The 26210-nt window shown below is 34.8% G+C and carries 26 protein-coding genes; 21 read left to right on the top strand and 5 right to left on the bottom strand.

Features of this window, described 5'->3' with window-relative positions; translation table 11 throughout:
- Positions 1 to 60 precede the first annotated feature (60 nt).
- The 4 genes from PF026_RS05675 (at position 61) to PF026_RS05660 (ending at position 3393) form a co-directional block, all read left to right on the top strand.
- Positions 61 to 558, top strand: coding sequence for a phosphorylase family protein (locus PF026_RS05675; RefSeq protein ID WP_270870410.1), 498 nt, complete (start codon positions 61 to 63; stop codon positions 556 to 558).
- Complete coding sequence (locus PF026_RS05670; protein WP_270870411.1) at positions 555 to 1781, top strand: SPL family radical SAM protein; 1227 nt, start codon at positions 555 to 557, stop codon at positions 1779 to 1781. Before PF026_RS05675 ends, PF026_RS05670 begins: the two co-directional genes overlap by 4 nt.
- Positions 1778 to 2413 (top strand): SDR family oxidoreductase, encoded by a 636-nt coding sequence (locus PF026_RS05665; RefSeq protein WP_270863560.1) that lies wholly within the window; start codon positions 1778 to 1780, stop codon positions 2411 to 2413. The genes PF026_RS05670 and PF026_RS05665 overlap by 4 nt, the downstream gene beginning before the upstream one ends.
- A gap of 299 nt (positions 2414 to 2712) precedes the next feature.
- On the top strand, positions 2713 to 3393 hold the full coding sequence (locus PF026_RS05660) for a hypothetical protein (protein ID WP_270863559.1): 681 nt from the start codon (positions 2713 to 2715) through the stop codon (positions 3391 to 3393).
- A gap of 109 nt (positions 3394 to 3502) precedes the next feature.
- On the opposite strand, the gene PF026_RS05655 is transcribed toward PF026_RS05660, so the two are convergent.
- The 3 genes from PF026_RS05655 to PF026_RS05645 form a co-directional block, all read right to left on the bottom strand.
- Positions 3503 to 3631: a hypothetical protein gene (locus PF026_RS05655; protein ID WP_270860589.1), complete on the bottom strand. Its 129-nt coding sequence runs from the start codon at positions 3629 to 3631 to the stop codon at positions 3503 to 3505.
- Positions 3632 to 3891: 260 nt separating this feature from the next.
- Complete coding sequence (locus PF026_RS05650; protein ID WP_270860606.1) at positions 3892 to 4209, bottom strand: c-type cytochrome; 318 nt, start codon at positions 4207 to 4209, stop codon at positions 3892 to 3894.
- Positions 4210 to 4437: 228 nt separating this feature from the next.
- Positions 4438 to 6048: a cyclic peptide export ABC transporter gene (locus tag PF026_RS05645; protein ID WP_270863558.1), complete on the bottom strand. Its 1611-nt coding sequence runs from the start codon at positions 6046 to 6048 to the stop codon at positions 4438 to 4440.
- A gap of 309 nt (positions 6049 to 6357) precedes the next feature.
- Between PF026_RS05645 and PF026_RS05640 the strand changes: the two genes are divergently transcribed.
- The 11 genes from PF026_RS05640 to PF026_RS05590 all read left to right on the top strand — a co-directional run bounded on the left by PF026_RS05640 (position 6358) and on the right by PF026_RS05590 (position 17227).
- A complete protein-coding gene (locus PF026_RS05640; protein WP_270860608.1) occupies positions 6358 to 6861 on the top strand; it encodes a Rieske 2Fe-2S domain-containing protein in 504 nt (167 codons plus the stop codon).
- Positions 6862 to 6873: 12 nt separating this feature from the next.
- Positions 6874 to 8133: a cytochrome b gene (locus PF026_RS05635; RefSeq protein ID WP_270863557.1), complete on the top strand. Its 1260-nt coding sequence runs from the start codon at positions 6874 to 6876 to the stop codon at positions 8131 to 8133.
- A gap of 5 nt (positions 8134 to 8138) precedes the next feature.
- The gene (locus tag PF026_RS05630; protein ID WP_270863556.1) at positions 8139 to 9167 is read left to right on the top strand and encodes a c-type cytochrome; all 1029 of its coding nucleotides are present in this window, start codon (positions 8139 to 8141) and stop codon (positions 9165 to 9167) included.
- Between the two features lie 346 nt (positions 9168 to 9513).
- Positions 9514 to 11463, top strand: coding sequence for an FTR1 family iron permease (locus tag PF026_RS05625; RefSeq protein WP_270863555.1), 1950 nt, complete (start codon positions 9514 to 9516; stop codon positions 11461 to 11463).
- Positions 11460 to 11981: an iron transporter gene (locus tag PF026_RS05620; protein WP_270860612.1), complete on the top strand. Its 522-nt coding sequence runs from the start codon at positions 11460 to 11462 to the stop codon at positions 11979 to 11981. The genes PF026_RS05625 and PF026_RS05620 overlap by 4 nt, the downstream gene beginning before the upstream one ends.
- Positions 11982 to 12041: 60 nt before the next feature.
- Positions 12042 to 13409: a Fe-S-containing protein gene (locus PF026_RS05615; protein WP_270863554.1), complete on the top strand. Its 1368-nt coding sequence runs from the start codon at positions 12042 to 12044 to the stop codon at positions 13407 to 13409.
- On the top strand, positions 13409 to 14653 hold the full coding sequence (locus PF026_RS05610) for an ABC transporter permease (protein WP_270870413.1): 1245 nt from the start codon (positions 13409 to 13411) through the stop codon (positions 14651 to 14653). The genes PF026_RS05615 and PF026_RS05610 overlap by 1 nt, the downstream gene beginning before the upstream one ends.
- Entirely contained in the window at positions 14640 to 15767 is a 1128-nt protein-coding gene (locus tag PF026_RS05605) for an ABC transporter permease (protein ID WP_270870414.1), read from the top strand. Before PF026_RS05610 ends, PF026_RS05605 begins: the two co-directional genes overlap by 14 nt.
- A gap of 1 nt (position 15768) precedes the next feature.
- Positions 15769 to 16431 (top strand): ABC transporter ATP-binding protein, encoded by a 663-nt coding sequence (locus PF026_RS05600; RefSeq protein WP_270863552.1) that lies wholly within the window; start codon positions 15769 to 15771, stop codon positions 16429 to 16431.
- Positions 16432 to 16442: 11 nt separating this feature from the next.
- Entirely contained in the window at positions 16443 to 16934 is a 492-nt protein-coding gene (locus PF026_RS05595; protein WP_270863551.1) for a TlpA family protein disulfide reductase, read from the top strand.
- 167 nt (positions 16935 to 17101) lie between these two features.
- A complete protein-coding gene (locus PF026_RS05590; protein ID WP_270863550.1) occupies positions 17102 to 17227 on the top strand; it encodes a hypothetical protein in 126 nt (41 codons plus the stop codon).
- Positions 17228 to 17329: 102 nt separating this feature from the next.
- On the opposite strand, the gene PF026_RS05585 is transcribed toward PF026_RS05590, so the two are convergent.
- Positions 17330 to 17848 carry a YcxB family protein gene (locus PF026_RS05585; protein WP_270863549.1) on the bottom strand — a complete coding sequence of 173 codons (519 nt, stop codon included), beginning with the start codon at positions 17846 to 17848 and terminating at the stop codon, positions 17330 to 17332.
- Between the two features lie 217 nt (positions 17849 to 18065).
- The gene (mnmG, locus tag PF026_RS05580; protein ID WP_270863548.1) at positions 18066 to 19934 is read right to left on the bottom strand and encodes a tRNA uridine-5-carboxymethylaminomethyl(34) synthesis enzyme MnmG; all 1869 of its coding nucleotides are present in this window, start codon (positions 19932 to 19934) and stop codon (positions 18066 to 18068) included.
- Positions 19935 to 20227: 293 nt separating this feature from the next.
- On the opposite strand from mnmG, the gene PF026_RS05575 reads away from it, so the two are divergent.
- The 6 genes from PF026_RS05575 to PF026_RS05550 all read left to right on the top strand — a co-directional run bounded on the left by PF026_RS05575 (position 20228) and on the right by PF026_RS05550 (position 26149).
- Positions 20228 to 20851, top strand: a complete 624-nt coding sequence (locus PF026_RS05575) for a riboflavin synthase (protein WP_270863547.1) — start codon at positions 20228 to 20230, stop codon at positions 20849 to 20851.
- Positions 20815 to 21654, top strand: a complete 840-nt coding sequence (locus tag PF026_RS05570) for a polyphenol oxidase family protein (protein ID WP_270863546.1) — start codon at positions 20815 to 20817, stop codon at positions 21652 to 21654. The genes PF026_RS05575 and PF026_RS05570 overlap by 37 nt, the downstream gene beginning before the upstream one ends.
- A 20-nt stretch (positions 21655 to 21674) precedes the next feature.
- Entirely contained in the window at positions 21675 to 22898 is a 1224-nt protein-coding gene (locus PF026_RS05565; RefSeq protein WP_270870415.1) for a PDDEXK-like family protein, read from the top strand.
- Positions 22899 to 23655: 757 nt separating this feature from the next.
- Complete coding sequence (gene rpsB / locus PF026_RS05560) at positions 23656 to 24450, top strand: 30S ribosomal protein S2 (protein WP_270860623.1); 795 nt, start codon at positions 23656 to 23658, stop codon at positions 24448 to 24450.
- Positions 24450 to 25502 carry a translation elongation factor Ts gene (tsf, locus tag PF026_RS05555; RefSeq protein ID WP_270863544.1) on the top strand — a complete coding sequence of 351 codons (1053 nt, stop codon included), beginning with the start codon at positions 24450 to 24452 and terminating at the stop codon, positions 25500 to 25502. The genes rpsB and tsf overlap by 1 nt, the downstream gene beginning before the upstream one ends.
- A 2-nt stretch (positions 25503 to 25504) precedes the next feature.
- Positions 25505 to 26149: an ABC transporter ATP-binding protein gene (locus PF026_RS05550; protein ID WP_270863543.1), complete on the top strand. Its 645-nt coding sequence runs from the start codon at positions 25505 to 25507 to the stop codon at positions 26147 to 26149.
- The last annotated feature ends 61 nt before the right edge of the window (positions 26150 to 26210 follow it).

The following is a 26210-nucleotide window of genomic DNA, read 5'->3' as shown; positions in this document are numbered from 1 at the left end:
ATTAACCTTTCATTATAGCTGAAATTTGTTAAAATAGACAAAAAATTTATAAGGATTTTTATGATTTTGATTCATACGGCACTTTTATGCGAAGCAATGCCGATAATAGAGCGATTTAAGCTAAAACTAGATAAAAGCGAAAAATTTAAAATTTACAAAAACGAGCAAATTTGGCTTTGTGTTTTGGGTGTGGGAGCAAAAAATACGGCAAATTTAGCTGAAATTTTATGCGTAAATTCTTTTAGCAAAGTTATAAATTTAGGAATTTGTGGTTGTAGTGACAAAGGCGTTCAAATCGGCGAAATTTTTTGCATAAATGAAAAAATCGAAGGCTTTAAAACAGCAAATTTAGAGTGCGTATCTTCGCCAAAAACGGCGATAAATGCGACGCTTTGCGATATGGAAAGCGATGAATTTGGGCGAATTTGCACCGAATTTGGCGTGTCTTTTTTAATAGTAAAAATCGTAAGCGATCATCTAAACACTGAGAGAATTTCAAAGAATTTTGTGTATAATCTCGTCAAAAATCAAATCAAAAATATAGAAAGAATTTTATGAATTTAGATGATAAAACGGCAAATTTTTTGACAAATTTATTTGAAAAATATCATTTTTCGTTCCAAGAAAAAAAGCAAATTGCTGAATTTGCAATAGATTTTGAAGCGTGGTGCGAAAAGCCAATTTATGAGTATTTTGATGAAAATTTTGTGCCGAATTTTTGCAAATTTGATGAGCATTCGCACGCAAAAGATATTTTTGTAAATTTGCGAAAAATTTGGCAAGATTTAAAGCAAACTAAGCATAGTTATGTAAATTTTAAACCAAATTTGACGCCAAAACAAAATGAAATTTCGCTTTTTAGTAGCGATAAAATCGCACTTGGGCGTTGTCCTGTGGCAAGTGTTAATACAAGGTGTTGCAATCTTTTAACGCTTGATGCCGTGCAGTCATGCGGATTTGACTGCTCATATTGTTCTATTCAATCTTTTTACAATGGCGGTAAAATCGGCTTTAACACCGAATTTGCTAAAAATTTAAAGAATTTAAAACTTGATAGAGATCAAACCTATCATATCGGCACAGGTCAAAGCTCGGACTCGCTTATGTGGGGCGATAAATTCGGCATTTTATCGGCTCTTTGCGAATTTGCGAGACTTAATCCAAATGTGATTTTAGAGCTTAAAAGCAAATCGGATAATATTAAATTCTTGCTAGAAAATGAAATTCCAAAAAATTTAATCGCCACTTTTTCGCTAAATACGCCTACAATCGTGGAAAATGAAGAGCATTTTAGTGCAAATTTAAACGCGAGATTAAAGGCTGCAAAGGCTTTGAGTGAAAAAGGAATTTTGGTTGGTTTTCACTTTCACCCGATGGTTTGGTATGAAAATTATCAAAGCGAATACGCTGAAATTTTCGCGCATTTACAAAGCGAATTTGACCCGCAAAATGTCGCTTGTGTGAGCTTTGGAACGCTTACATTTATAAAAAGCGTTATCAAAAAATTGCGTGAGAGAAAACGAAAATCAAAAATTTTGCAAATGCCTTTGTGCGAAATCAACGGCAAATTTTCGTATCCACACGAAATCAAAAAAGAGATGTTTAAATTCGCCTATGAAAGCTTCGCAAAGTGGCATGACAAGGTATTTTTCTATATGTGTATGGAAGAAAAATCGCTTTGGGGCGAGTGTTTTGGCTATGAGTTTGGCTCAAATGACGAAATGGAAATGGCGATGAAAAATGCATATTTTGAAAAAATTGCTTTAAAGGGGACAAGATGAAAGCTTTGGTAACAGGCGTTAGTGGCGGTATCGGCGGGGAGTGCGCGAAAATTTTAAAGGCAAACGGCTATGAAATTTTGACACTAAAAAGCCGTTTTGAAAATTTAAATGAGCTTGAAAAAGAAGTTAGCGAACTCTCGCAAAAGCACGAAATTTCGGCACTTTTGCTGTGTGCGGGTGTTGGTAAATTTGACCCACTTGAATGCCAAAGAGCAGGCGAAATCGCAAATTTAATAAATATAAATTTAAGCGCAAATTTAATCATAACTTCGCTTTTGCTTAAAAATTTAAAACGCAACCATGCCCATATCATCGGCATTTCGTCGATCGAAGCTTTGCGTTTTAGCAAATTTTCTTGTGCATATAGTGCTTCTAAGGCAGGGCTAAGGGCTTTTTTGCTCTCACTTTTTGAAGAAAATCGCAAAGAAATCAAAGTTACCTGCATAAACCCTGACATCGTCAAAACGCCGTTTTACGATGATTTGCGTTTTGAGCCAAGCGACGATGAGAGCTCATATATCGACGCGGAAGAGATAGCAAATTTGGTTTTAGAAATTTTACGCACAAAGTCGGTGGTTACAGACATTACGATACGACCGAAAATTTTAAAACTAAATAAAAAATCTTTTTGAATTTATTAAGTTGAACCGAGCCTAGCTTTTTCGTCATGCAAACTCGGTCAGACGAATTTAGTCTAGCCATCGTCCGCCTGACGAAAAATCGTCGGCATTTGTAATTTAAGTTGCTATATAATGTCATTGCGAGAATTCTTGCGAAAGCAAAAATTCGTGGCAATCCGCGCAAACGGCAAAACTGTTTATTAAAAAGCAAATTTGCAAAATAGCAAATTTTAAAACAGATTTTCGTATCGTGGCTAAACGATACGACCTGAATTTGAATTTGCAAGGAAATTTATTTTAAAGGATTAAAATTGGAAAATGAAAATTTAGAAAATACAAGAAATTTAGAAAACATTGAAAATTCAAAAAACACTGGAAATTCGGAAAATAAAAATACCGAACAAGACGAGTTAAGTCCAGAAGGTAAAAAGTGGTTAAATAGATTTACATTTATATTTGGTGTTTATATACTTTTTCTTTTGAGTGTTTTTATCATACCAACTGATATTTTAGATAAATGCCAAATTTGTGCTAGTTTTACAAATTTTATGAAACAATTTATACCTAGTATTGAAATATTTGGTAGCACTAGTAAGATACCACAGGTGGTTATGTTTTATACGGGGTATATTTATGTAATTTTCGTAATACTTTTTCTTATTTTATTTTTTAGTATTTTATTTCTTTCAATGAAATATAGTAATGATATATGTTGTAAAAATTTTAAATTAAAACACATTTTATATACTGCTTTCGTTTGTGCAGTAATTTATTATATACATATAAGATTATATTTTTATGGTAATTTAGTTTTAGAAAAAGTAGGTATATTTGCAAAAGATTTTTATCCCACTATGAGTATTAGGCTTGAAATATTTTTTTGGACTTTTCTAGCACATGGGATTATTTTATTTTTTGGAGCAGTATTTTTTCCCGTGTTCCTTTCGGATATTATAAATAATATAAAAAATCAAATAAATAAATTTTTTTAAGGAGATACCAAGTATCGTAGGGTGGGCATCCTTGCCCACCAAAAATTTTTGATAAAAACTACAAAAATCTAAAATGCGTTAATTTAAATTTTTAAATTTAAAACTTAAATTAACGCACTTTTTGTGCGTTAAATTCAGCTTTTGCCTTTTTGCGATTGTAAATTTTTTTAGATTTCACAACGCGACTTTTTAATGAAATTTCACGGCGAAAATTCGCCAAAATCGCTCTATCTCGCATGATTTTGCTCCTTTCGTTTAGATTTTGGATTTTGATTTTACTACTAAAAGATAAATTTTGCTTTAAAGTGGTTGTGGCAAATAAGCTTATCTGCCCTACAAATGATTTAAATTTGCGTTAATTCTTTTGCAAATTCTTGTTATTGTTGTCATTTTGATTTGATGAGCAAAAAATCTTTTGGAATTTAAAAATAAATAAATTTGATTAAAAATAAAAAATGCGACGAAGACCCAATCCCCGTCGCATAAGAAACAGAGTTATTATTTCAAAGTTTCGATGAAATCATTAACAGCAGCCATATCGTCATCGCTCATAGTAGCCATTTGACCTTTCATAACTGCACCCATGCCGATTTTACCTTTGCCTTCGCCGATTGTGCCTGCTTTGTAAGCTTTCATATCAGCTAGTCTAGCTTCTTTATCCAAAGTTGTAAGTACAGGAACTTTATTTAGGTAAGATTTTTCTGCTTTTGCACCATGACAAGCAGCACATTTTTTAAATAATGCTTCGCCATCAGCCGCAAAAGAACTACATGCAAAAGCTGCAAGAGCAGCGCAAACGATTAGTGATTTTTTCATTTTTATATCCTTTCAGGTAAATTGCAAGTGGCATTATAATGAAAAAAAATAAATATTTATTTAAAATTTTATTTACTTTTTACTAATCGATAAAATTTATTCTTAAATTACAAATTAGTGCCATTTTTTGCGAACTTTTTGCTGAATTCTTAAATATATAGGCAAATAAAAAATTTAAAATAGATTTAATTTTTATCAAAATTGACCAAAATTTAATAAATTTTAAGCCTACTTTAAGCGAGAAATTTCGCCGTTTTTCATTTTGTAAATTTTATCTGCATACTCAAAATATCTATCATCGTGGCTGATTGCAAAAATCGTATAACCTTTGGCTTTTAGGGTTCCTAAAATTTCTTCGTAAAACTGCTTTCTAAAAACAGGATCTTGATCGGCTGCCCACTCATCAAGCATTAAAAATTTATTATTTTCTAAAAGTGTGCTAACCATTGCAAGGCGTTTTCGCTGACCACTAGAAAGATTTGTCGTGCTAAATTTGGCAAATTTACTTGCTTCGTTTTCGCTTTTTTCACCTTTTTCGATATTTACTTTACCTGTTAATGCCATTTTTTCTAACCACGCTTTGGCGATCTCTTCGTCTCCCAAAACATCGTCAAACAGGTAAAAATCGCTAAAAATCGCACTTATGTTGTTGCGATAACTTTGTAAATTTTGCTCCGTGATTTTGGTGTCATCTACCCAAATTTCCCCACTAGTGGCTTCATAAAGTCCTGCTAAAATCATAAAAAGCGTTGATTTTCCGCTTCCGTTATCGCCTACCAAAAACACGATTTCGCCACTATTTATCTCTAAATTTATATTTTTTAAACCAAATTCGCTGTTTTTGTATCTGAAATTTATGTTTTTTAGTTTTAGGCTTTTCCACTCAGGCAGACTCTCACTCCAAAATTCAGGCTTAAATTCGTCCAAATTTAAATCTTGAATTTTATTAAAAGCGATTTTTGCACGAAGCAAACTAGGAAACGAAAAGGCAACGGTCATCAAAGGTCCTCTTAAAAACAAAACAGTAAGTGCGACGGTTACGGCATTTGCAAGATCTTCTTTGGTTCCACCAAGCCCATAATAAAGCACAACGCCAACTGCGCCTAAAAGCATAATGCTCATGAAATTACTAGCAAAAGCTTGATAAATTTGCGCTTTTAGTGATGTTTGGCGTAAATTTGTCGCATTTGGCAGAAATTTGTTTTCGTATAAATTTTTTGCTTTAACAGAGTTGATAGAAAGCTCTTTATGTCCTTCGATACTTGCTTTATAATTTTTATAAAGTGCATCTTCGCCCTGCCTGTAAGCGTCGAAATTTGCAATAACCTTTTTCATAAAAAAGTGCCAAATGATCATCAATGCACCAATCCAAAAAAATAAAAATAAAAACATATCAAAAGAGATATAAGCGATATAAATTCCCACGAAAATGACTATCATCACACCTTGGACGAGTTCGGAAATTCGCATAAAGCCGTCAGTCAAGCGAGAAATGTCGCTAGAAAGGGACGCAAGTAAATTTGCCTGACCTGCTTGTTCGATTTTTTGGTATTTCGTGTCGATGATTTGTTTTATGATTTTGCTTCTAAGATTAAATACAAAATTTGTTTCGATTTTGCAAAGCACAGCACGAGATAGTATAGAAAGCCCTAAAAATAGCAAAAGCAAAGCAAAAAAGAAAAACATTATTTGAAGATTTTTTGTTTCAAGTTTTAGCAAATATTTATTTATAAACGATAGAATCGCTATGCTTGAACCACTATAAATGGCATTTAAAACAATCATAAAAATTATCTGTTTGATTAAAGCAGGAGTAAATTTGTTTAAAATTTCTTTCATAAATTTGCCTTTAAATTTTTGAAATAATTTAGAATTTTTGCCTTTTAGTGCTAAAAATTTGCTTAAAATTCGTCAAAATTTTCTTTCAAAATTAATTTTGTTTATCAAAAATTAAATTTTTCCATTTTTAAGTTTAAGAAAATTTTAAACATATATTAAATTTATATAAATTGCCTAAAATTGGGATTTTTATCTAAAATTAGGCTTTTTCTAAAATAAAATTTTTATTATTTATCTAAAATATCATTTTCATTTAATATTTATTTGGATATAATTTTAGGATTTTTTATTTTTAGAAAGGATTGGATAATGTCTGTAAAATTTAAAGAACGACGCGATTTTATTGGACTTGCCTTTGGTGCGACTGCTGCTGTGGGTGGCATATTGGCACTTGGTGGTTTGAAAAAATCGTGGGATCCGCTTCCTAGCGTTAGAGCAGCGGGTTTTACGACTATTGATTTGGGTGGCGTTAAAGAAGGCGAACTCTATGTAACTCAATGGCGAAAAAAACCTATTTTTGTGCTTAAAAAAACCGCACAAATGGAAGCAAACGAAAAAAGAGATATTGTAGTCGATGGTGCTAGATATATAGTATGTATCGGTCTTTGCACACATTTGGGTTGTATTCCTAGCTATAATCCTAGCAAACAACTTTTTGTATGTGCCTGTCATGGGGGTCAGTTTGATGTGAGTGGCGAAAATGTTTTTGGACCACCGCCAAGACCGCTTGATATTCCGCCGTTTAAAATCGAAGGCACTAAGATAGTTTTGGGCGAAGAAGGCCCTGAATATAAAGCCTTAATGCAAGCGTAGGAGGGATAAAATATGGCACATATCACAAAAGCTACTAGCCTTTTAGATTGGTTTGATCAAAGACTAGGTGTTAAAAAATTTATGAAAGTTATGGTGAGTGAATATTGGATTCCAAAAAATATTAACTTCCTATGGGCTATGGGCGTTATTTTGATGACGCTTTTTGTTGTTTTATTTTTAAGCGGTTTGATGCTTGTAATGTATTATAAACCGGACGCAGCATTAGCGTTTGATAGCGTAAATAAAACTATCATGCAAGAAGTTGAATATGGTTGGTTATGGCGACATATACATGCTGTTGCTGCTTCTGTTGTATTTTTAGTAATGTATATCCACTTATTTACGGGACTTTATTATCGCTCTTACAAACAAGGCAGAGAGATGATTTGGGTAAGCGGTATGCTACTATTTATGATTTTCTCAGCCGAAGCATTTAGCGGATATATGCTTCCTTGGGGACAAATGAGCTACTGGGCTGCGATGGTTATCACAAATTTATTTGGTGGAATTCCTGTTATTGGGGATGCTGTTGTTGAGTGGATTAGGGGTGATTATGCCGTAAGCGATCCAACACTAACTAGATTTTTCATGCTCCATGTTTGTTTATTGCCGATTGTTGTTATTGCTGTGATTGCGCTTCACTTTTATGCTTTAAGATTTCCGCATGTAAATAATTTAGAAGGCGAAGAGATTGATTTTGAGCTTGAAGCAGAAAAATACTTAAAAGGCGAAACAAAAGAGAGCAAAGTTATTCCATTTTGGCCGGGATTTTTATCAAAAGACTTTTTCTACCTATCAATATTTATGATTTTCTTCTTCTACTTGGTAGGTTTTCACTTTGATTTTGCTATGGATCCGATTAACTTTGATCCTGCAAATGATATGAAAACACCTGCTCATATTTATCCTGAGTGGTATTTCTTGTGGCAATATGAAATTTTAAGAGGATTTTTCTTTGATGTTGGTCCTTTAAAAGCAGCAGACATTGGCCTTATAGCGTTTGCGTTTGCCGGAATTTCACTGATTTTAGTTCCTTGGATGGATAGAAGTAGCGTTGTAGAACCGGCACACAAAAACAAAGCATATTTGGTCTGGTTTTGGGTTTTGGTTATTGATATGATACTTTTAAGTCTATTTGGTAAATTACCTGCTGACGGATCTACGCTTGGTGTATTAAATACTTACTGGGGATTTTTGCTATCTATAATATACATATTCTTAATAGTAGTATTTTTGCCTTTGATAACAATAGCTGAAAGAAAAGAAAGGTAAAACAGATGAATAAAGAACTAAAAGTATTATTAATCCTTATCGTAAGTGTTTTGGTTACATATTGGTTTATCGAGCCTTATGCTCACTCAAAACTAAGTCCGCATGTTGCACCTGTGAATTATGATTTTAGTCAAGGGGACGCTTTATCTACAAAAGATAATATCGATATGGCTCAAAGCGCACTAGAAAGCGCAAAATCTCGCAATGACGAAAAAGCTATCGCAGCGGCAGAAGCTGATTTAAGCGTAGCAAAAGAAAATCAAGATAAAGCGACTTTGTTTTGGAACGAAGTAAATCAAATTGATTTTAGTAAAGGTGATGCTTCAACAGGAGCCGAAACATTTATAAATGCAGGTTGTACGGCATGTCACGGCGTAGAAGCAGCAGGACTTCCTGCTCCTATGGACGGCGCAACAGCTAGTGATGCTTATGGCGTAAATCCGCCTGATTTAAGCACTGCTGGTTATTTATATGATGAAAAATTCTTAGCCGCTATCATTAAAGATCCTGTTATGGCATTAAAATTAGGTCATAAATTCGGCGATGAAACTCCGTTTCCTATGCCGGGATTTTTCGGTCTTGGCGGTGATATAAACCAAGAACTAGCCGATATTGTAGCCTATCTAAAATCAATCGCACCAAAAGAGATGGAAAACTCAGCGGTATTTGATAACGCTTGTAGCCGTTGCCACGATGTAAAATATGACAACAAAGCAATGACTAGCAATATTGACGCGCTTAGCAAATATATGGGTTCAACTCCGCCTGATTTGTCTATGATGATTAGATCTAAAAGAGCTAGTTATTTGCATGAATTTATCAACGATCCTCAAAAAAGATTGCCGGGAACTTCTATGCCACGCGTTGGTCTAAATCAACAAGCAGAAGATCAAGTCGTTGCATACTTAGAAAATGTCGGCGATAGCAAAAAAAGCGAAAGAGAGAAAACAACCATTTGGATTATGATCTATTTTGCGATTTTGGCTGTATTTGCAGGACTTTGGAAAAAGAAAGTTTGGGAAAAACTTCACTAAGATTTTAAATTTTAAATTCGGTAGCTAAATTTAGCTACCGAATTTTTATCTCATAAAATTCATAACTTTGCCCCGTTTTACTAAATTTATAAGCTTTATCATTTATCATTATATTTTCTTTTTGAATTTTGTTAAATTCAAAATCATTTTTAATTGATAATTTTAAATAAGATTATCATAAATATACTTAAATAAAAAATTAAAATTTTTATTTAAAATCTCTAAATATCGTTTTTTAATCAAATTGATAATATAAAAATTTTTATAGCTTTTTAAGAAATTTAACTATAAAATTACGCTCATTATATGAAAATAATTTTCATAACATAAATTTAAAAGGCGATTTATGAAATTTATAAAATTTAGCATTTATTTTATTTTATCTTTTACGATTTTATTTGGTGCTGATTATGCCAATGAAGCAAAAGAGATAGAAAATAAATTTAAAGAAGTAATTACACTTTATAAAGACGGAAAAAACGCAGAAGCAAGGCAACTTACGCAACAAGCATATTTTGGGCATTTTGAAAATTTGGAAGCCGGAATTCGTATAAATTTAGGTCAGAAAAAATCTTACGCTATGGAAAAGCAGTTTGGTGATATTCGCAAAGCGATAAAAAATGAAAAGCCTGTTGATGAAATTCAAGCTATGATAGATAAGCTAAATGCTGAAATCATCGAAATTTTACCTGTGATTGAAAGCGGACATAAACTAGTCGCAGAGCGAAGCGATGACGGCGGTATTAGTGCGGCGAAAATCGAGCCTAAAAATGAAAATTTAAACGAGACAAATTTAACGCAAAACGCAAATCCGTGGGTAAATATTTATAATCAAATTTCAAATGAGCTTAAAAACGCAAAAGAGGCTTACGAAAAAAACGACGGCGAAGCTATGAAGGAAGCATTAAACAGGGCTAAATTTAATCTTTACCGCAATAAACAGCTTGAAATCGCCGTTAGACGATATGATTCGGCTAAAATGGATCAAATGATTCAGCAGGTTATGGGTGCTGTTATTAGCAAAAACACGCAAATGAGCCAAACACAAGTAGTTCAAGCTTTAAAAGATATTGATGATTTGCTTAACACAAGTATCGCAAAATTGCCTAGTGAATCTTACGCTCTTGCGCCAAAAGCCATAATGCAGGAAATGCAAGAAGAAGAAATCGCAGAGCAAGCAGATTTTAGCGTTGTTGTTGAAAATATTCGTAAAAAAATGGCAGAAGCTTTGAAGCTCTATGAAAATGGCGATATAAACTCAGCCGTTAGCGATGCAGGGGATATTTATTTTGACGAATACGAAGCAAGCGGTATGGAAGCTCTTGTTGGTGCTAAAAATTCGCAACTAAAAGTAGATACGGAAGCTAGTTTTAGCAAAATCGTTGCCCTAATGCAAAACAAAGCAGATAAAAGCGAAATCATCGCGGCTGCTAATAGGCTTTTTGAACAGTTAGAACAAAGCCTTGATTTAACCAAAAAATCAAGTAACTGGGATTTGTTTCTTTATGCTTTTATCATTATTTTACGCGAGGGTTTTGAGGCTTTGATTATCGTTACGGCAGTCATCGCTTATCTTATCAAAACAGGAAATTCAAAGCATTTAGGCATAGTTTATAGCTCATTAGCGGTTGCCGTTATTTTAAGTCTAGTTACGGCATACGCTGTAAATTTGATATTTGGTTCGCAAATGGCAGCTCAAAGTAGGGAGATTTTAGAAGGCGTTGTTATGCTAATCGCCGTTTTCTTGCTATTTTATGTCGGTTTTTGGCTACTTTCAAACGCAGGAGCAAAAAAATGGTCAAGCTACATACAAGGGCAAATTAGCCAAAGTCTAAGTAGCGGGGATAGCAAAACGCTTTGGTGGACCGTGTTTTTAGCTGTTTATAGAGAAGGGGCTGAGACCGTGCTATTTTACATGGCGTTAATTTTCGATGCCAAATCAAGCTCAGCGTTAAGTATGGTAGCTCTTGGCTTTGCAGTCGGGCTTGTGGCACTTGCTGTGGTATATTTTGTGATTAAATTTTTCTCGCTTAAAATCGCAATTAAGCCATTTTTCCTTGTCACTTCGGCAATCATTTTCTATATGTCGATTGTTTTTGTCGGAAAAGGCGTTATGGAGCTAGTTGAAGGCAAACTTTTTGTTCCACATATTATAGAAAATTTCCCAACCATTTCATGGCTTGGAATTTATCCATATTTAGAGAGTTTAATTCCGCAAATTCTCTTAATTTCGGCACTAATTATCGGAATTTTTATAATGAGAAAGAAAAATCTTATCAAAGGAGAAATAAAATGAAAAAATTATTTTCATCAGTGTTGGCATTAAGCCTTGCTTCAAGTATTGCGTTCGCAGGAGAACAACCTATCGGCGAACCTGTTGAAATCAACGGCATGGAAATAGCTGCTGTTTATCTACAACCAATCGACATGGAACCAAAAGGCATTGATCTAGCCCCAAGTCTAGCAGATATTCACCTAGAAGCTGATATTCACGCGATAGAGGGCAACAAAAACGGCTTTGGCGAAGGCGAGTGGATTCCGTATTTAAAAGTTTCTTACATACTAAAAAACACAGATAACGGCAAAGTAAAAGAGGGCACATTTATGCCTATGGTAGCAAGCGACGGACCGCACTACGGCGCAAATATCAAAATGGACGGCGGAGTTGGTAACTATGAGCTAACTTTTCATATCGAAAATCCTAGCGTTCAAGGTTTCGGACGACACGCTGATGAAGCAACCGGCGTTGGCAAATGGTGGGACGCATTTGATGTAAATTATAAATTCCAATACACAGGAACTCCAAAAGAGTAATCCAAATTTTCCGTCAAGCTCCGTGCTTGACGGAATTTAATCAAATTTACAAGGTAATAAATGAGTATATTTTTTTATCAAGTTGCACTTGCGATATTTCCGTTAGTTTTAATATCGTCTTTTTTGCAAAGAACAAATTATATCAAAGAGCTATTTATCCCTATTGTTTGTGGCGTGATCTTTGGTTTTGCCTGTTTTAGCGCATTTGCTGTTTCGGCAAATAACGATACGGCAAAAATATTTTTTGACATAATTTGCATTTTATTGTTGATAATTTTTCCGATTTTATTTAAATTTAAAAGCGTTTATCTGACTGCTGTGATAGTCTTTTTACTTGCTATGACTTATGGTTATGAGTATAAATTTATAAGTGCAAATTTTAAAATTTTTACTAGTTCGCTTTTAGATAGCCTAAGTTTATCAAATTTATTTATGGCTAGTTTTGCATTTTTGATTTTCATTTGCATATTTTTTCTTTTAAATTCGCTTTTAAAAAGGGTAAATAAAAAAGTCAAAATTTGCTTTTTTGTTTTAATTCTTTTTCTATTGATTATCGATAGATTAGGCTTTTTTGGACTTTCGCTTATGCAAGAAGGTATTATTAAAACGACACCAAAACTGCTTTCTGTGATTGCAAAAATTATATATTTTAATAGCTTTTTGCCGATTGTTTTTTCTTTGATTTTGATTATTTTAGGGGCATTTGGGCTTAAATTTGAAAAATGCAAAAATAAAGAAAATATTATTGAATTTAGAGAATTTAAAGCCGGCAAATTTAAAGCATTTAGCGAATTTTTTTATGCTTTGCTTTGTGGTGGGATTATCATTTTTATCTCGCTTTTTTATATTTTAGTTGCTTCAAAACCACCTAAAATAGATAATCCAACCATAATCGAACCTATAAATAATGAATTTAAATTTAACGCCGAAATTGTAAAAGATAACAAACTTCATCGCTACGCCTATATCACAGATGACGGGCATAAAGTGCGATTTTTCTTAATCAATAAATTTAAAGACAAACTCGCTCCCGTTGCCGTTTTTGATGCTTGTAGCATTTGTGGCGATATGGGCTATGTGAAAAAAGGTGATGAGTTAATCTGCATTAGTTGTAATGTGCGAATTTTCTTGCCAAGTGTCGGCAAGGCAGGAGGCTGCAATCCTATTCCGCTCGAATATAAATTTGACGGAAAAGAGATAATAATCTCGCTTAAAGAGATTGAAAAAGGAGCTAGTTTTTTTAGCGAAGTGGTCGAAAAAATAGTAACCGATCCCGTAAGTAGAGAAAACATCAAAAACACTTCAAAATTTAGATATTTGTATTACGGGCGGACTTATTTTTTTGAAAATTCTCAAAATCAAGCCGAATTTGAAGCAAACCCTGAAAAATTTGTCGATACAAACGGCGTTTTAAAGGAGCTAAAATAATGTTTTTTCGCATAATAAAAGCTTCGATTTTAAATTCAAAAGATAATAAAATTTTAGCTTTTCTAACCATTTTGTTAAGTGTGAGTTTGATCGCTTGTATGCTAAATATCACGCTTAAAATCGGCGATAAAGTCGCAAAAGAGCTTCGAAGCTACGGCTCAAATATCGTGGTTTTGCCTAGTTCGCAAAATTTAAGTATCGAAATAGCCGGAAAAGAGTATTCGCCGCTTAAAAATGAAGATTATTTAAATGAAAAAGATTTACATAAGATAAAAGAAATTTTTTGGCGAAATAACATTGTCGCTTTTGCGCCGTTTTTATCTACTAAATTTAATGAATTTGAGATTGTTGGAACTTATTTTGATAAGGTTATTCCGGTTGAAGGCGAGAGCGATTTTAAAAGCGGAGTTGCTACGCTTTATCCGTTTTGGGTCGTTGATGGTAGATTTCCAAAAGATGATAGTTTAGATGAAGTTTTAGTCGGCGAAAGGCTAAATTTAAAGCTTGACGAAAAGCTAAATTTGGGCGAATTTGAAGTAAAAGTCGTAGGAATTTTAAAAAACGGCGATGAAATGTCGGATAAAATCATAACAAGCCTAAATTTGGTGCAAAAAATCACAGATAAAGCCGGTCTCATCGCCAAAGCAGAAGTCAGCGCAATGACGATTCCGGAAGATGATTTATCTGTAAAAGCAAGGCGAGATTTTGAGAGCTTAGATGCGGTTGCGTATGATAAATGGTATTGTTCGGCTTATGTTAGTTCGATTGCGTATCAAATAACCGAAGATTTTCCAAACGCCACGGCAAAGGCACTTTTAAGCGTAAGCGAAACTCAAAGCGGAATAACTAAAAAAATCCAAAATTTAATGGCAGTCGTTAGCATTTTATCGCTTTTTATCTCTGCGATTTGTATTACGAGTTTGCTAACTAGCGAAATTCACAGGCGAAAAAAAGAGATCGGGCTTTTAAAAGCTTTGGGAGCTGGAAATTTTATGATTTATACGCAGTTTGCGACTGAAACTTTCATTGTATGTGTGATAGCTTCGATTTGCGGGGCGATTTTGGGCTATATTTTAAGCTTTATTATCGCTTATCAAATTTTTGGCTCACTGATTGGCATTAGTTTTATGGTTTTGCCTTTGAGCGTGATTTTTGGGCTACTAATTTGCATTTTTGGTTCGATTTTGCCGTTAAAAAGCGTTATAAAACTACTTCCTGCCGAGGTGCTTTATGGTAGGAAATAGCGCATTTTTTAAAAATCTAATATTTAAAAGCATTTTAGGAAGTGGTTTAAGGGGATTTGTTATTTTTCTAGCCATTATGCTTGGAAGTGCCGTAACAGCGGCATTTGTAAATATCTATGCCGATATTGATAAAAAAGTCGGTAGCGAGTTAAATTCTTATGGGGCAAATTTGATTATAAGCCCAAAAGATTTTGAAAATTCGCATATAAATGAGCAAATAATGGACGCCAAATTTGAAAAAATTTCAAATTTAAAAGCATATAACAAATATCTTTTTGCAAGTGCGAATTTAGGCGTTAGTAGCGGCGTCGTAATGGGAGTAAATTTTTCAAATTTAAGGTTAGTTATGCCGTTTTTGGATTTAAAATCGGGCGAATTTATAAATATAGATTTTGACGATAAAAATGCCTTAATCGGGCAGGATTTGGCTAAACTTTTAGGCGTAAAAGTTGGCGAGAGTATCGAAATCACGCCAAAAGGAAAAATGCCTACAAAAGTTAAAATCAAAGGCATAGTTTATGACGGCGGCAAGGAAGACGGGCTTTTAATCATCTCGCTTGAATTAGCTCAGCGTATTTTCGATATGCCAAATTCGCTAAATTACGCCCAAGCGATTGTCGCTGGAAATTACGATGAAATCAAGCAAATTTCGCAAAATTTAAGCGATGAAAACGCCGTTTTTGAGCCGATTAGCAAAATTTCAAAAGCACAAGGGGTGATTTTGGATAAAATCAAACTTTTAATGCTTTTAATCGGTCTAGTGATTTTATTTATAACTTCCATTTGCATAAATACAAGCCTTAGCGCGATTTTGTTTGCTAGGATTAAAGAATTTGCATTGCTTCGAGCGATCGGCGCAAGTAGAGATAATTTATTAAAAATGATTTTGGCTGAAATTTTAACGATTTGCGTGATAGGCTCGGTTTTTGGGGCATTGCTTGGATATTTTTTAGCAAATTTGCTAGGCTTTTTGATTTTTTCAAGCGGAGTTGATTTTAGGTTTGTAGGACTTATTAGTGCTGTGATTTTAAGCCTTATTTTTGCGCTTGGTGCTAGTTATTATCCGATAAAACGGGCTTTAAATCCAAATTTAGCAAATTTATTAAAGGAATAATATGGAAATTTTAAAACTTGATAGCGTGTGTAAATATTTTGGCGAAGTAAAAGCACTTGATGATATTTCTTTTAGCGTAAATAAGGGCGAGTGGGTCAGCATAATGGGACCAAGCGGAAGCGGAAAAAGCACTTTGGTAAATATTTTAAGCCTTATGGATACTCTCACAAATGGCTCATATTTTTTAGGCGGAAGCGACGCAAGTCATCTAAACGAAGAGCAAATTTTAGAGTTTCGCCGTAAAAAAATAGGGCTAGTTTTTCAAGCATTTCACCTTGTGCCGTATCTAAATGCCGTTGAAAATGTAATGCTAAATCAATATTATCACTCTTGTGTGGATTTGCAAAGTGCTAAAAAAGCCTTAGAAAAAGTGGGTTTGGCTCATAGAATTTCTCACAGACCAAGCGAACTAAGTGGCGGCGAACAGCAAAGAGTTTGCATAGCAAGGGCTTTGATAAACGAGCCTGAAATCATCATCGCCGACGAACCAACAGGAAATTTAGACGAAGCAAATGAAGAGATTGTGCTAAATTTATTTAATGAGTTAAGAAGCGAAGGCAAAACGCTACTTTTGGTAACGCACAACGAAGAACTTGGCTTAAATGCCGATAAAATCGTGCGTTTAAAACACGGAAAATTAGATAAAATAGAAATTAAAAACTAAAAAGGAAAAAAATGAGAAAATTTATTTTGGTTTTGGTTGCGTTTTTTGTGCTAGGTTGCGGGGGAAACGAACGCCACCACATGACGCTAAATGATGAAAACGGCTTTAAAACGACATTTGATAGTGCCAAAAAAGAGTTAAAAATCGTAGGGCATGATAAGCCTTTTATTTTATACTTTTTTTCTAGCGATTGTGGTGCGTGCGCCGAGCAAGCGCCGATTTTAGAAAATTTAGCAAAAGAATTTGGTGAAAATGTGCGAATTATCGGCGTTTTGGGCGATTCGCATGGGCTGGATAAAGATATAAAAACGCTAAAAGAAAAAAATATTTCATTTCCGACAGCCACAAGCAAAAAATCTGCAATGTATCTAGCAAATATGGTCGGTGGCGTAATGGGAACGCCTATGAGCGTGATATTTGATAAGGACGGAAAGATAGTAAAGCAGCTGCTTGGGCTTTATCCGAAATCTGCATTTGAAAATGAGTTGAAGTTATTATTGTAAATTTAATTTTTCGTCATTCTGAGCCTTGCAGAGCAAGGAGAATCTAAAATTTATAAATTTGCAATGGAATTCAGCCTAGCTTTTGCACAAAGTGAGCTTGGATAGACGAATTTAAGTCTTATCCTTCGCCCACTTTGTGCAAAATCGTCGGCAAAAGAAGCGAAGCGATGGCGAGTGAAACGAGACAGGTTTCTGTGAAAACAAGCGAAGCGATGGCTCACGCTTTGCGTGAGAGAGCTTTCTTAGCAGTAGCGAAGCACGAAGCAGAGCATACGCAGTTTAATTTAAATTGAACTATTTTTTTTCTTTCCATTGTCATTGCGAGTTTTTTCGTAGAAAAAACGAAGCAATCGCCAAAGCAATAAGAATTCAAATGCAAATTTTTAAAATTCGCTTTATTTTTTAAATTCTATTTTGATTTTTCGTAAAAATTCTACCAGCTCGGCAGAGCAGTTTTGTTTTATAATAGTAAAGGCTAAAATATTTCCGACGAATAGATAAAAATTCGTCTTAGTTTCGATGATTTTATATAAATCGTCGTATCTTATTTTGGCGAAATTCGAGCTAGAATTTTCGTTAAATTCGTTTGTTTTTTCTGTGAAATAATCATCATAAAATTCAAAAAAAGAGTGCTGATTTGCCGACAATTTATTTGAATAAAATGTCTTTTTGACAAAATAAAAATATATGTAGTAATAAGTTCCGCCAAGCCAAATCAAAAATCCTAATCCTATAAATAAGTCAATAGTAAAAATTCCTTTATATATAAGCAAATAAAATTCCCTAGATAAAGAATTTAAAACCAAAATTCCAATTATTATATAAATTATTTTAGTTAGCCATTTTCCTTTAATGGAGTTGTTAAATTTTTTGTATTCATCAAAAGTAAAAATCGTATCGGTTTTGTATGGCATTTGCTTACCTTGATTTGAAAATTTGCAAACTGAATTATAAAAAAATTTGGCTTAAATTTTATTTTTAAAGCAAAATATCTATTTGATAAAAATATTCAAGACAAAATAGGCGTAGTAAAGCCCGAATTTGAGCGATTTCAAACGAAGCTACCTTTGTTGTGGTAGTGAGTGCAGGAATTGCTCAAATTCGGGCTTTAATCCGTTCAGGTTTGGGGAATTAAAGACTATGCTGTTTAATGTAAATGTGAAGTATATCAATCGCCGCAGGTGTAATGCCTGAAATCTCACTCGCCGCAAACAGCGTCGGCGGAGCAAATTTTTTAAGCTTTTCAACCACTTCATTGCTAAGCCCGGAAATCTTGCTAAAATCAAGCTCAGTAGGGATTTTCACGCCTAGCATACCTTTCATTTTTTCCACTTCTGCCTTTTGCATTTGGATATAAAAATAATACTTGCATTGCGTTGAAATCTCTTCTAAAACGCCGTCTGAAAATTCGCCAAACATCGAATTTAAGGCTTTTAGCTTCTCTTTCGTAAAGCTTTTTCGTGCTACGATTTTTTGAAGCGTTGAATTTTGCGAAATCGGCTCTTCGCCCAAATTTGATAGCATTTGTAAAGTCTCTTTGCACGGCGTTACCGTCGTTTCTAAAAGAAAATCCATACCTTTTTGTATGTCGTTTTTAAATTTGCAAATTCGCTCATAAGTCGGTTCGTCAAGCAACCCCACATTTCGCCCATATTCGCCAAGCCTTAAAACGGCGTTATCTTCACGCAACAAAAGCCTAAACTCAGCTCTGCTTGTAAAAACACGATATGGCTCTTTTGTCCCTTTTGTAACGAGATCATCTATCAAAACGCCGATATATGCTTCGTCTCTGCGTAAAATCAAAGGCTCTTTGCCTTTTAGTGCAAGAGCGGCGTTAATTCCAGCCATTAGCCCTTGTGCGGCGGCTTCTTCGTAGCCTGTGGTGCCGTTGATTTGCCCTGCTAGATACAGCCCTGCGACCTTTTTTGTCTGCAAATCGTGTTTAAGCTCTGTTGGATCGACAAAATCATACTCCACAGCGTATCCGGGACGAACGATTTTAGCATTTTCTAAGCCTTTTATGGAGCGAATCATTTTAACCTGCGTATCATAAGGCAAACTTGTAGAAAGCCCGTTTAGATAGTATTCACTGGCTGCGTCCGTTTGTGGCTCGATAAAAATGTGGTGGCGTTCTCTCTCAGGAAATTCGTAAATTTTGGTTTCGATACTAGGGCAGTATCTTGGACCCGTGCTCCTAATTTGTCCCGTAAAAAGTGGTGCGCGATGAAAATCTGAGCGAATAATCTCGTGCGTAGTTTCGTTTGTGTAGCCGATATAGCAAGGAAGCTGATTTGGGGCAAAATCTTTCGTGCGAAAGCTAAACGGCTTAGGCATTTCGTCTCCGCCTTGTGCTTCAAGGACGCTAAAATCAATGCTTTTTGCATCGATTCTTGGGCAAGTTCCCGTTTTTAGCCTACCTAAATTTAGCCCAAAATTTGCTAGTGATTTGCTAAGTTCGGTGCTACTTAGTTCGCCGACCCTGCCCGCACTAAGCTGAGCCGTGCCTGTGTGGATAACGCCATTTAAAAAAGTGCCTGTTGTGATGATGACTTTTTTTGCGCTGTAAATATTATCAAGGTGCGTTTTAACGCCTGTAACGCGTGGTTTGTCGCCGCTAAATTCGCTTAAAATTTCGGTTGCGATTTCTTGCGTAATGTCTAAATTTGGCGTATTTAAAAGCAAATTTCGCATATAAATGCGGTATTTATCCATATCGATTTGAGCGCGACTGCCACGCACGGCAGGGCCTTTGCTCTCATTTAGTATGCGAAACTGGATTCCGCACTCATCTGTGGTGCGACCCATTTGACCGCCAAGTGCGTCAAGCTCTTTTACCAAATGCCCTTTTGCAAGACCGCCGATTGCAGGGTTGCAACTTGCTGCGCCGATTTGCTCAGCCAAAATTGTGATTAAAAGTGTTTTTGCTCCCATTTTTGCAGCAGCAAGACTGGCTTCAATACCTGCGTGTCCGCCACCGATAACGATAATATCATAGTTCATTAGATTTTCCCTTAAAATTTTAAAAAGAGATTTTAGCAAAAATTTAATTTTAAAAATATAAATCGAAAAATTCGCAAATTTAAAAAACGAAAGTTTTTTAAATTTGCCACTTCTATCGTGCAGGGGTTGGGGGTTGTTAAGGGGGAAGGGGGCGCTTCGAAAGTCAGCCCCCTTCCCACTTAAAAAAGCATTAAAAATTTCATTAATTCGAAAATTTGCACTTCAATTCGTAAAATATGGGGAATTTTTAGCAAATTTTATATAAAATTCAGCAAAAAATTAAAAGGAAGTTTATGTTTAACGGACTAATTAGGGAAATCGCCGAAGTCGTTAGTTTTAGCGGAAATTCGCTTCGAATTCGCGCTAAATTTCGCCCTGAGCGTATTGGCGACAGTATCGCCATAAACGGCGCGTGTCTTAGCGTAACGCAAATTTTAGCTGACGGCTTTGTCGTGGAGATTTCAAGCGAAACGGCAAATTTAATCGCCGTGCAAAATTTGCGTGGCAGAGTGCATATCGAACCAGCGATGAAGCTTGGAGAGCGAATTGACGGGCATTTGGTGCAGGGCCATATCGACGGCGTGGGCGAAATCGCAAAAATCACAAAGCTAAAAAGCGGATATGATTTTTTTATAAATTTGCCAAAAAATTTAATGCCGTTTGTCGCAAACAAAGGCTCCGTGGCGATTGACGGCGTGAGTTTAACCATAAACGAAGTCTTGCCTAGCGGAATTCGCCTAACGATAATCCCGCAAACTATGAAAGATACGCTATTTGGCGAGTTTCAAGCAGGGCGAAAAGTAAATGTAGAAACCGATTTGCTCGCAAGATACGCAGCGCGAATTTTGGGCTTTGTGGGCGAGAAAAAAGAGAGTTTGTCGTGGGATCAGGTGAATTTGATTTCAAGCCTTTACTAAATGCCTTTAAATTCGGCTTTACCGATAAATTTGGTTTAGCTAACGCAATTTTTAAGGATACTGCGCCGAAAAATTTGAACGGCGAAAATTTGGGAAAATTTGGCAAATTTAACCTTGCTTTTCATGTCGGTGATGATTTTAAAAGCGTTTTGCAAAATCGTTTTAAACTGGCAAATTTGCTGGGTTTAGAGTTACAAAATTTGATTTTTATGAACCAAATCCATAGTGATAAAATTTGCGTTGTAGATGAAAAATTTATGGCTGAATTTGGGGCGAAATTTGATAAATTTTTTGAATTTGGCAAATTTAAAAGTGAAAATTTGCAAAGCGAATTTGTGAAAATTTTCCCCGAGCGCGATGCAATGATTACAAATTTGCATGGCGTGGGGCTGTGTGTCATGGTGGCGGATTGTTCGCCTGTTTTACTGCTCGATGAAAAAAGTGGCGCAGTGGGCGTAGCTCACGCTGGCAGAGCCGGGGTTACGCAAAAAATCGTAACCAAAACAGCCATTAAAATGAGTGAGCGTTACGGCACGGAAATTTGCGATTTAAGCGTGATTGTGGGGGCAAATATAAGGAGCAGTTGCTACGAAGTGGGCGAAATGGATTTGGGCGAATTTAACGCCTTTAAGCGTGGTGATAAATTTGATATGAATTTGGCTTTGAAAGCTGAATTTAACGAACTTGGCATAAAAAAATTCAAATTTAGCAAATTTTGCACTCATTGCGAAAATCATCTTTACTCATACCGCCGAGACGGCGTAACAGGTCGCTTTTGCGGGTTTGTGGTGAAAAATAATTAAATTTTTAGAAAGGATATTTTATGACAGATGAGCTTTTGGCAAAATTTGACAAAATTAAAGAACAAGCAAAAATTTTAAAAAATGAATTTGAAGTAAGAAAACTGCGTGGAATAAATGAATTTAATATTTTTTCTGTTTTGCGAAAAGAAAATGACGAAGTTGGATTACATTCTAAATTTATTTATTCGCTTTTAAATCCGTTAGAAAAACATTATCAAAAAGATTTGTTTTTAAAATTGTTTTTAAAGGCTGTTGGATTAGAAAATTTTATAAATTTACACGATGTAAAAGTTTATAGAGAATATGAAAATATTGATATTTACATAACAGATGGAGAAAATCATATAATTTTAGAAAATAAAATTTATGCAAACGACCGAGAAAAACAAATCCAAGGATATATCAATAAAATTGAAGCAAATTCAAACAATAGGTTTGTTTTATATCTGTCGCTTGATAGGGAAAATCCAAGCGAATCTAGCTTGGGCGAGTATAAATTAAACGATGAAAAAAATCAAATTCTAGATGAAAATGGAATTTTTATAGCCAAATTTAAAAATATTCACTATGACACAGAAATAAAAAATTGGCTTGAAATGTGTTTGAACGAAGTTGGAAACATTACGAATTTAAGCCTTTATATTCGTGATTATTCTATGGTTATTGATAAAATTTATGGGAATTATAAGGAGTTAGTTATGGAAACAAAAGCACTTTGGAATAGGGAAAATTATAAAATTTTAAAAGCAATTTTTGAAAATTACAAAAAAGACAAAGATATAATATTTATAGATTTTTTAAATAAGCTTAAAGATATATTTGAAAAAGAATATAAGGATTTTGCTTTTGATATACTAAAAAAATCAAATAATAAAGAATGTCTAGAAATTACAGAAAATTCAAAAAAAGATTTTTCGTATAAATTTGAGTTTACTTATAATGATTTTATAGAATTATGCTATGGTGTATATAATAAAAACAATAAATTTAATAAAGAGACATTGGAAGAATTAGCAAAGAAATATAAATTAAAAAAAGGATTCAGCGAAGATAAATGGGGCTGGAAATGTTTTAAAGAATATAACTATAATTTTTTTGATTTTTTATTTGAATTTGGCAATTTAGATGAGGCTGTCAATGAATTTTATATAAAATATTTAAAAAGAGATTTTGATGAAACATTTAAAGAATTACTTTTAAAATATAATAAAAATCCAGATAAATACTCTGAAAAAGTATCGTAGGGTGGGCATCTTTGCCCACCACAATATGAATTTACAAATTTAAAAATTCAATCAAATTTGGTATCGAAATTATTCTTGTAAATTTAATTATTTTGCAAGTTGCTTTTTTAAGGGGGAAAGGGGCTGACTTGCGAAGCGCCCCTTTCCCCCTTAACAACCCCCATACCCTGCACGCTTTTATCGTGGCAAATTTAAAAAAGCTTTCGCTTTTTTAAATTTGATTTTACGAAAAAATTTGCTTACGCAAATTTTTGGACTGAGTTGTTTTGTAAATTTAAACATTGGCGATTGCCACGAATTTTTGCTTACGCAAAAATTCTCGCAATGACAATGGAAGCGAATTTTAAATTTGCTAGATTGCTTCGTTTTTGCTTTGCAAAAACTCGCAATGACAATGGAAGTAAATTTAAAATTTCAAAACAATTCAATGTTAAATTTAAACGACAAATGCCGACGATTTTTTGTGCTTACGAGTTTGGACGAGTGAGATAAGCCTGTTTTGGCTATCGAACGAAGTCCAAACGAAGTATCACAAAAAAGCTAGGCTGGGTTCAATCTCTAAATTTATACCATAAATTTATCTTAAATTTAGCATACTTTCAGTATAATCCACACTTCATTTCACACGCATTTATCCTTTTTAGTTGCAAATTTGGCAAGTTGTGAAAGCAAATTTCACGCCCAAAAAGCCCTAAATTTGCTAAAAAATGCGGAGGAAGAAACTAAATTTCGGGCTAGTCCCACAAGGAGAAAACTCATGGTTACAATGAGAGATTTATTAGAATGTGGCGTTCATTTTGGTCACCAAACACGCCGCTGGAACCCAAAAATGAAGAAATTCATTTTCGGCGAGAGAAAAGGTATCTATATCATAGATTTGCAAAAAACTATCCGCTACTTCCGCTACACTTACAATGTCGTTCGCGATGCAGCAGCTGAGGGCAAAACAGTGCTATTTGTCGGCACTAAAAAACAAGCAGGTGCGACTTTGCGTGAATATGCTGAAAAATGCGGAATGCCATTTGTAAATCATCGCTGGTTAGGCGGTATGCTTACAAATTTCAGCACAATCAAACAATCAATCCGCAAACTAGAAGTCATCGAAGCTATGGAAGAAGACGGCTCAATCAACCTTTTAACAAAAAAAGAAGCCCTAATGCTACGCCGCAAAAAAGAGAAATTAGAGCAATATTTAGGCGGAATTCGCAATATGAAAAGCTTACCTGATATGATTTTCGTCATCGATGTAGTAAAAGAAAAAATCGCCGTAGCAGAAGCAAACAGATTAAAAATCCCTGTTGTAGCTCCACTTGATACAAACTGCGACCCTGATGTTGTAGATTTCCCAATTCCGGGTAATGATGACGCTATCAGAAGCGTTCAACTTTTCTGCCAAGAAATGGCTGAGGCTATCAATGAAGGAAAAGCGCTAAGAGACCAAGACGGCGAAGTAAGCGAAGAAAAAGCAGAAGTAAGCCAAGAAGAAAAAGATGAAATCGTAGAAGAAGCGATGAGCGAAGAAGATTTCGAAACAGCAGAGGACGCAGAATAATGGAAATTTCAGCACAAATGGTAAAAGAGCTCCGTGAAAGCACCGGAGCAGGTATGTTAGAGTGTAAAAAAGCGTTGGTTGAAACAGCAGGCGATATGGAAAAGGCTGTTGATTGGCTACGCGAAAAAGGTCTTGGCAAAGCTGCTAAAAAAGCTGATAGACTAGCTAGTGAAGGCTTAGCGCAAGTTTTGATAAATAATGACTGCACAACAGGAAGCCTAATCGAAGTAAATTCAGAAACTGACTTTGTCGCTAAAAACGAAAAATTCGTTGATATGGTTAAAAAAACAATCAATCAAATTCAAGCAAAAGGCTTAAAAACAATCGACGAGCTAAACGCTAGTGAGATCGACGGCGTTAAATTTGAAGATTATCTAAAAAATCAAATCGCTACAATCGGCGAAAATTTGGTTGTTCGCAGATTTGATACTATCAAAGGCGAAGTAGTAAGCGGCTACTTGCACTCAAACGGCAGAGTTGCCGTTGTCATAGCAGCAGAGTGTGGCGGCGCCGATAAAGCAAAAGTGGGCGAGTTTTTAAAATCACTTTGTATGCATGCAGCTGCGATGAAACCAAGCGTTATTAGCTACAACGAATTTGATAAAGATTTTATCGAAAAAGAAGTTGTTGCGCTTAAAGCTGAGTTAGAAAAAGAAAATGAAGAGCTTGTCCGTCTTGGTAAACCACTTCATAAAATACCTGAATTTGGCTCAAAATCTCAAATCACAGATGAAGTTTTGGCTCGTGTTACAGAAGATTTAAAAGCCGAACTTAAAAAACAAAACAAACCTGAGCAAATTTGGGATAAGATAATTCCGGGTCAAATCGATAGATTTTTCGCTGATAATACGATTTTAGATCAAAGACTAACACTTTTGGGACAATTTTTCGTAATGGACGATAAAAAAACTATCGAGCAAGTTATCGCTGAAAAAAGCAAAGAACTTGGCGGAAATATCGTTATCACAAGCTATGTTCGCTACGAAGTAGGCGAAGGCTTAGAGAAAAAAGTTGATGATTTTGCTGCCGAAGTTGCGGCTCAAATTGGCTAAAAATGGAACTTTTAAAGGGCGTTAATCTTACTCATGCGTATGATTATACGCTCTTTGAAAATATAAATTTATCAATCCACGAAAAAGAGAGCATAGCCGTTTTGGGTGTGAGCGGTTGTGGGAAATCCACTCTTTTGCACATTTTATGCACCTTGTTAAAACCAAATTCGGGCGAAGTTTATTTTAACGAAAAAGAAATTTACTCACTAAAAGATGACGAAAAAATCAAAATTCGCAGAAATGATTTTGGCATAATTTTTCAATCACACTACCTTTTTAAGGGCTTTTCAGCGTATGAAAATATAGAACTAGCTGCAAAGCTTACAAAACAAGAAATCGATGAGAAAATTTTGCAAAAGCTAAAAATCGAAAGCGTCGTAAAACAAAGCGTAGGGGATCTTAGTGGCGGTCAGCAACAACGAATTAGCATAGCAAGGGTGCTAAGTAAAAAACCAAAAATTATTTTTGCCGATGAACCCACAGGAAATTTAGACAAAGATACCGCAAATGATGTAATGAGCGTGATTTTTGATTATATCCAAGAAGCCAGTGGCGCACTCGTGCTAGTAACGCACGATGAAAATTTAGCCAAAAAATGCTCCACGGTTTATCGCTTAAACGAAAAAAAATTAGAAAAAATCTCATAAATTTATCCAAAAATAAGCAACTAATAATAAAAAATGTTCTAAAATATCCTATTAATTTGTC

The sequence above is a fragment of the Campylobacter sp. CS_NA3 genome (assembly GCF_027797495.1).
GTDB lineage: Bacteria > Campylobacterota > Campylobacteria > Campylobacterales > Campylobacteraceae > Campylobacter_B.
Note: the sequence above shows the minus strand (reverse complement) of the source record. Positions and strands in the feature narration are given on the sequence as shown.

What these genes read in the sequence shown, in the direction of transcription:
- PF026_RS05590 (WP_270863550.1), top strand. Translation starts at nt 17,102, where the DNA reads ATGGCGAGTGAAACGAGACAGGTTTCTGTGAAAACAAGCGAAGCGATG.
- PF026_RS05665 (WP_270863560.1), top strand. Translation starts at nt 1,778, where the DNA reads ATGAAAGCTTTGGTAACAGGCGTTAGTGGCGGTATCGGCGGGGAGTGC.
- tsf (WP_270863544.1), top strand. Translation starts at nt 24,450, where the DNA reads ATGGAAATTTCAGCACAAATGGTAAAAGAGCTCCGTGAAAGCACCGGA.
- rpsB (WP_270860623.1), top strand. Translation starts at nt 23,656, where the DNA reads ATGGTTACAATGAGAGATTTATTAGAATGTGGCGTTCATTTTGGTCAC.
- PF026_RS05655 (WP_270860589.1), bottom strand. Translation starts at nt 3,631, where the DNA reads ATGCGAGATAGAGCGATTTTGGCGAATTTTCGCCGTGAAATTTCATTA.
- PF026_RS05630 (WP_270863556.1), top strand. Translation starts at nt 8,139, where the DNA reads ATGAATAAAGAACTAAAAGTATTATTAATCCTTATCGTAAGTGTTTTG.
- PF026_RS05635 (WP_270863557.1), top strand. Translation starts at nt 6,874, where the DNA reads ATGGCACATATCACAAAAGCTACTAGCCTTTTAGATTGGTTTGATCAA.
- PF026_RS05565 (WP_270870415.1), top strand. Translation starts at nt 21,675, where the DNA reads ATGACAGATGAGCTTTTGGCAAAATTTGACAAAATTAAAGAACAAGCA.
- PF026_RS05595 (WP_270863551.1), top strand. Translation starts at nt 16,443, where the DNA reads ATGAGAAAATTTATTTTGGTTTTGGTTGCGTTTTTTGTGCTAGGTTGC.
- PF026_RS05615 (WP_270863554.1), top strand. Translation starts at nt 12,042, where the DNA reads ATGAGTATATTTTTTTATCAAGTTGCACTTGCGATATTTCCGTTAGTT.
- PF026_RS05670 (WP_270870411.1), top strand. Translation starts at nt 555, where the DNA reads ATGAATTTAGATGATAAAACGGCAAATTTTTTGACAAATTTATTTGAA.
- mnmG (WP_270863548.1), bottom strand. Translation starts at nt 19,934, where the DNA reads ATGAACTATGATATTATCGTTATCGGTGGCGGACACGCAGGTATTGAA.
- PF026_RS05610 (WP_270870413.1), top strand. Translation starts at nt 13,409, where the DNA reads ATGTTTTTTCGCATAATAAAAGCTTCGATTTTAAATTCAAAAGATAAT.
- PF026_RS05620 (WP_270860612.1), top strand. Translation starts at nt 11,460, where the DNA reads ATGAAAAAATTATTTTCATCAGTGTTGGCATTAAGCCTTGCTTCAAGT.
- PF026_RS05605 (WP_270870414.1), top strand. Translation starts at nt 14,640, where the DNA reads ATGGTAGGAAATAGCGCATTTTTTAAAAATCTAATATTTAAAAGCATT.
- PF026_RS05575 (WP_270863547.1), top strand. Translation starts at nt 20,228, where the DNA reads ATGTTTAACGGACTAATTAGGGAAATCGCCGAAGTCGTTAGTTTTAGC.
- PF026_RS05585 (WP_270863549.1), bottom strand. Translation starts at nt 17,848, where the DNA reads ATGCCATACAAAACCGATACGATTTTTACTTTTGATGAATACAAAAAA.
- PF026_RS05640 (WP_270860608.1), top strand. Translation starts at nt 6,358, where the DNA reads ATGTCTGTAAAATTTAAAGAACGACGCGATTTTATTGGACTTGCCTTT.
- PF026_RS05645 (WP_270863558.1), bottom strand. Translation starts at nt 6,048, where the DNA reads ATGAAAGAAATTTTAAACAAATTTACTCCTGCTTTAATCAAACAGATA.
- PF026_RS05650 (WP_270860606.1), bottom strand. Translation starts at nt 4,209, where the DNA reads ATGAAAAAATCACTAATCGTTTGCGCTGCTCTTGCAGCTTTTGCATGT.
- PF026_RS05600 (WP_270863552.1), top strand. Translation starts at nt 15,769, where the DNA reads ATGGAAATTTTAAAACTTGATAGCGTGTGTAAATATTTTGGCGAAGTA.
- PF026_RS05625 (WP_270863555.1), top strand. Translation starts at nt 9,514, where the DNA reads ATGAAATTTATAAAATTTAGCATTTATTTTATTTTATCTTTTACGATT.
- PF026_RS05550 (WP_270863543.1), top strand. Translation starts at nt 25,505, where the DNA reads ATGGAACTTTTAAAGGGCGTTAATCTTACTCATGCGTATGATTATACG.
- PF026_RS05675 (WP_270870410.1), top strand. Translation starts at nt 61, where the DNA reads ATGATTTTGATTCATACGGCACTTTTATGCGAAGCAATGCCGATAATA.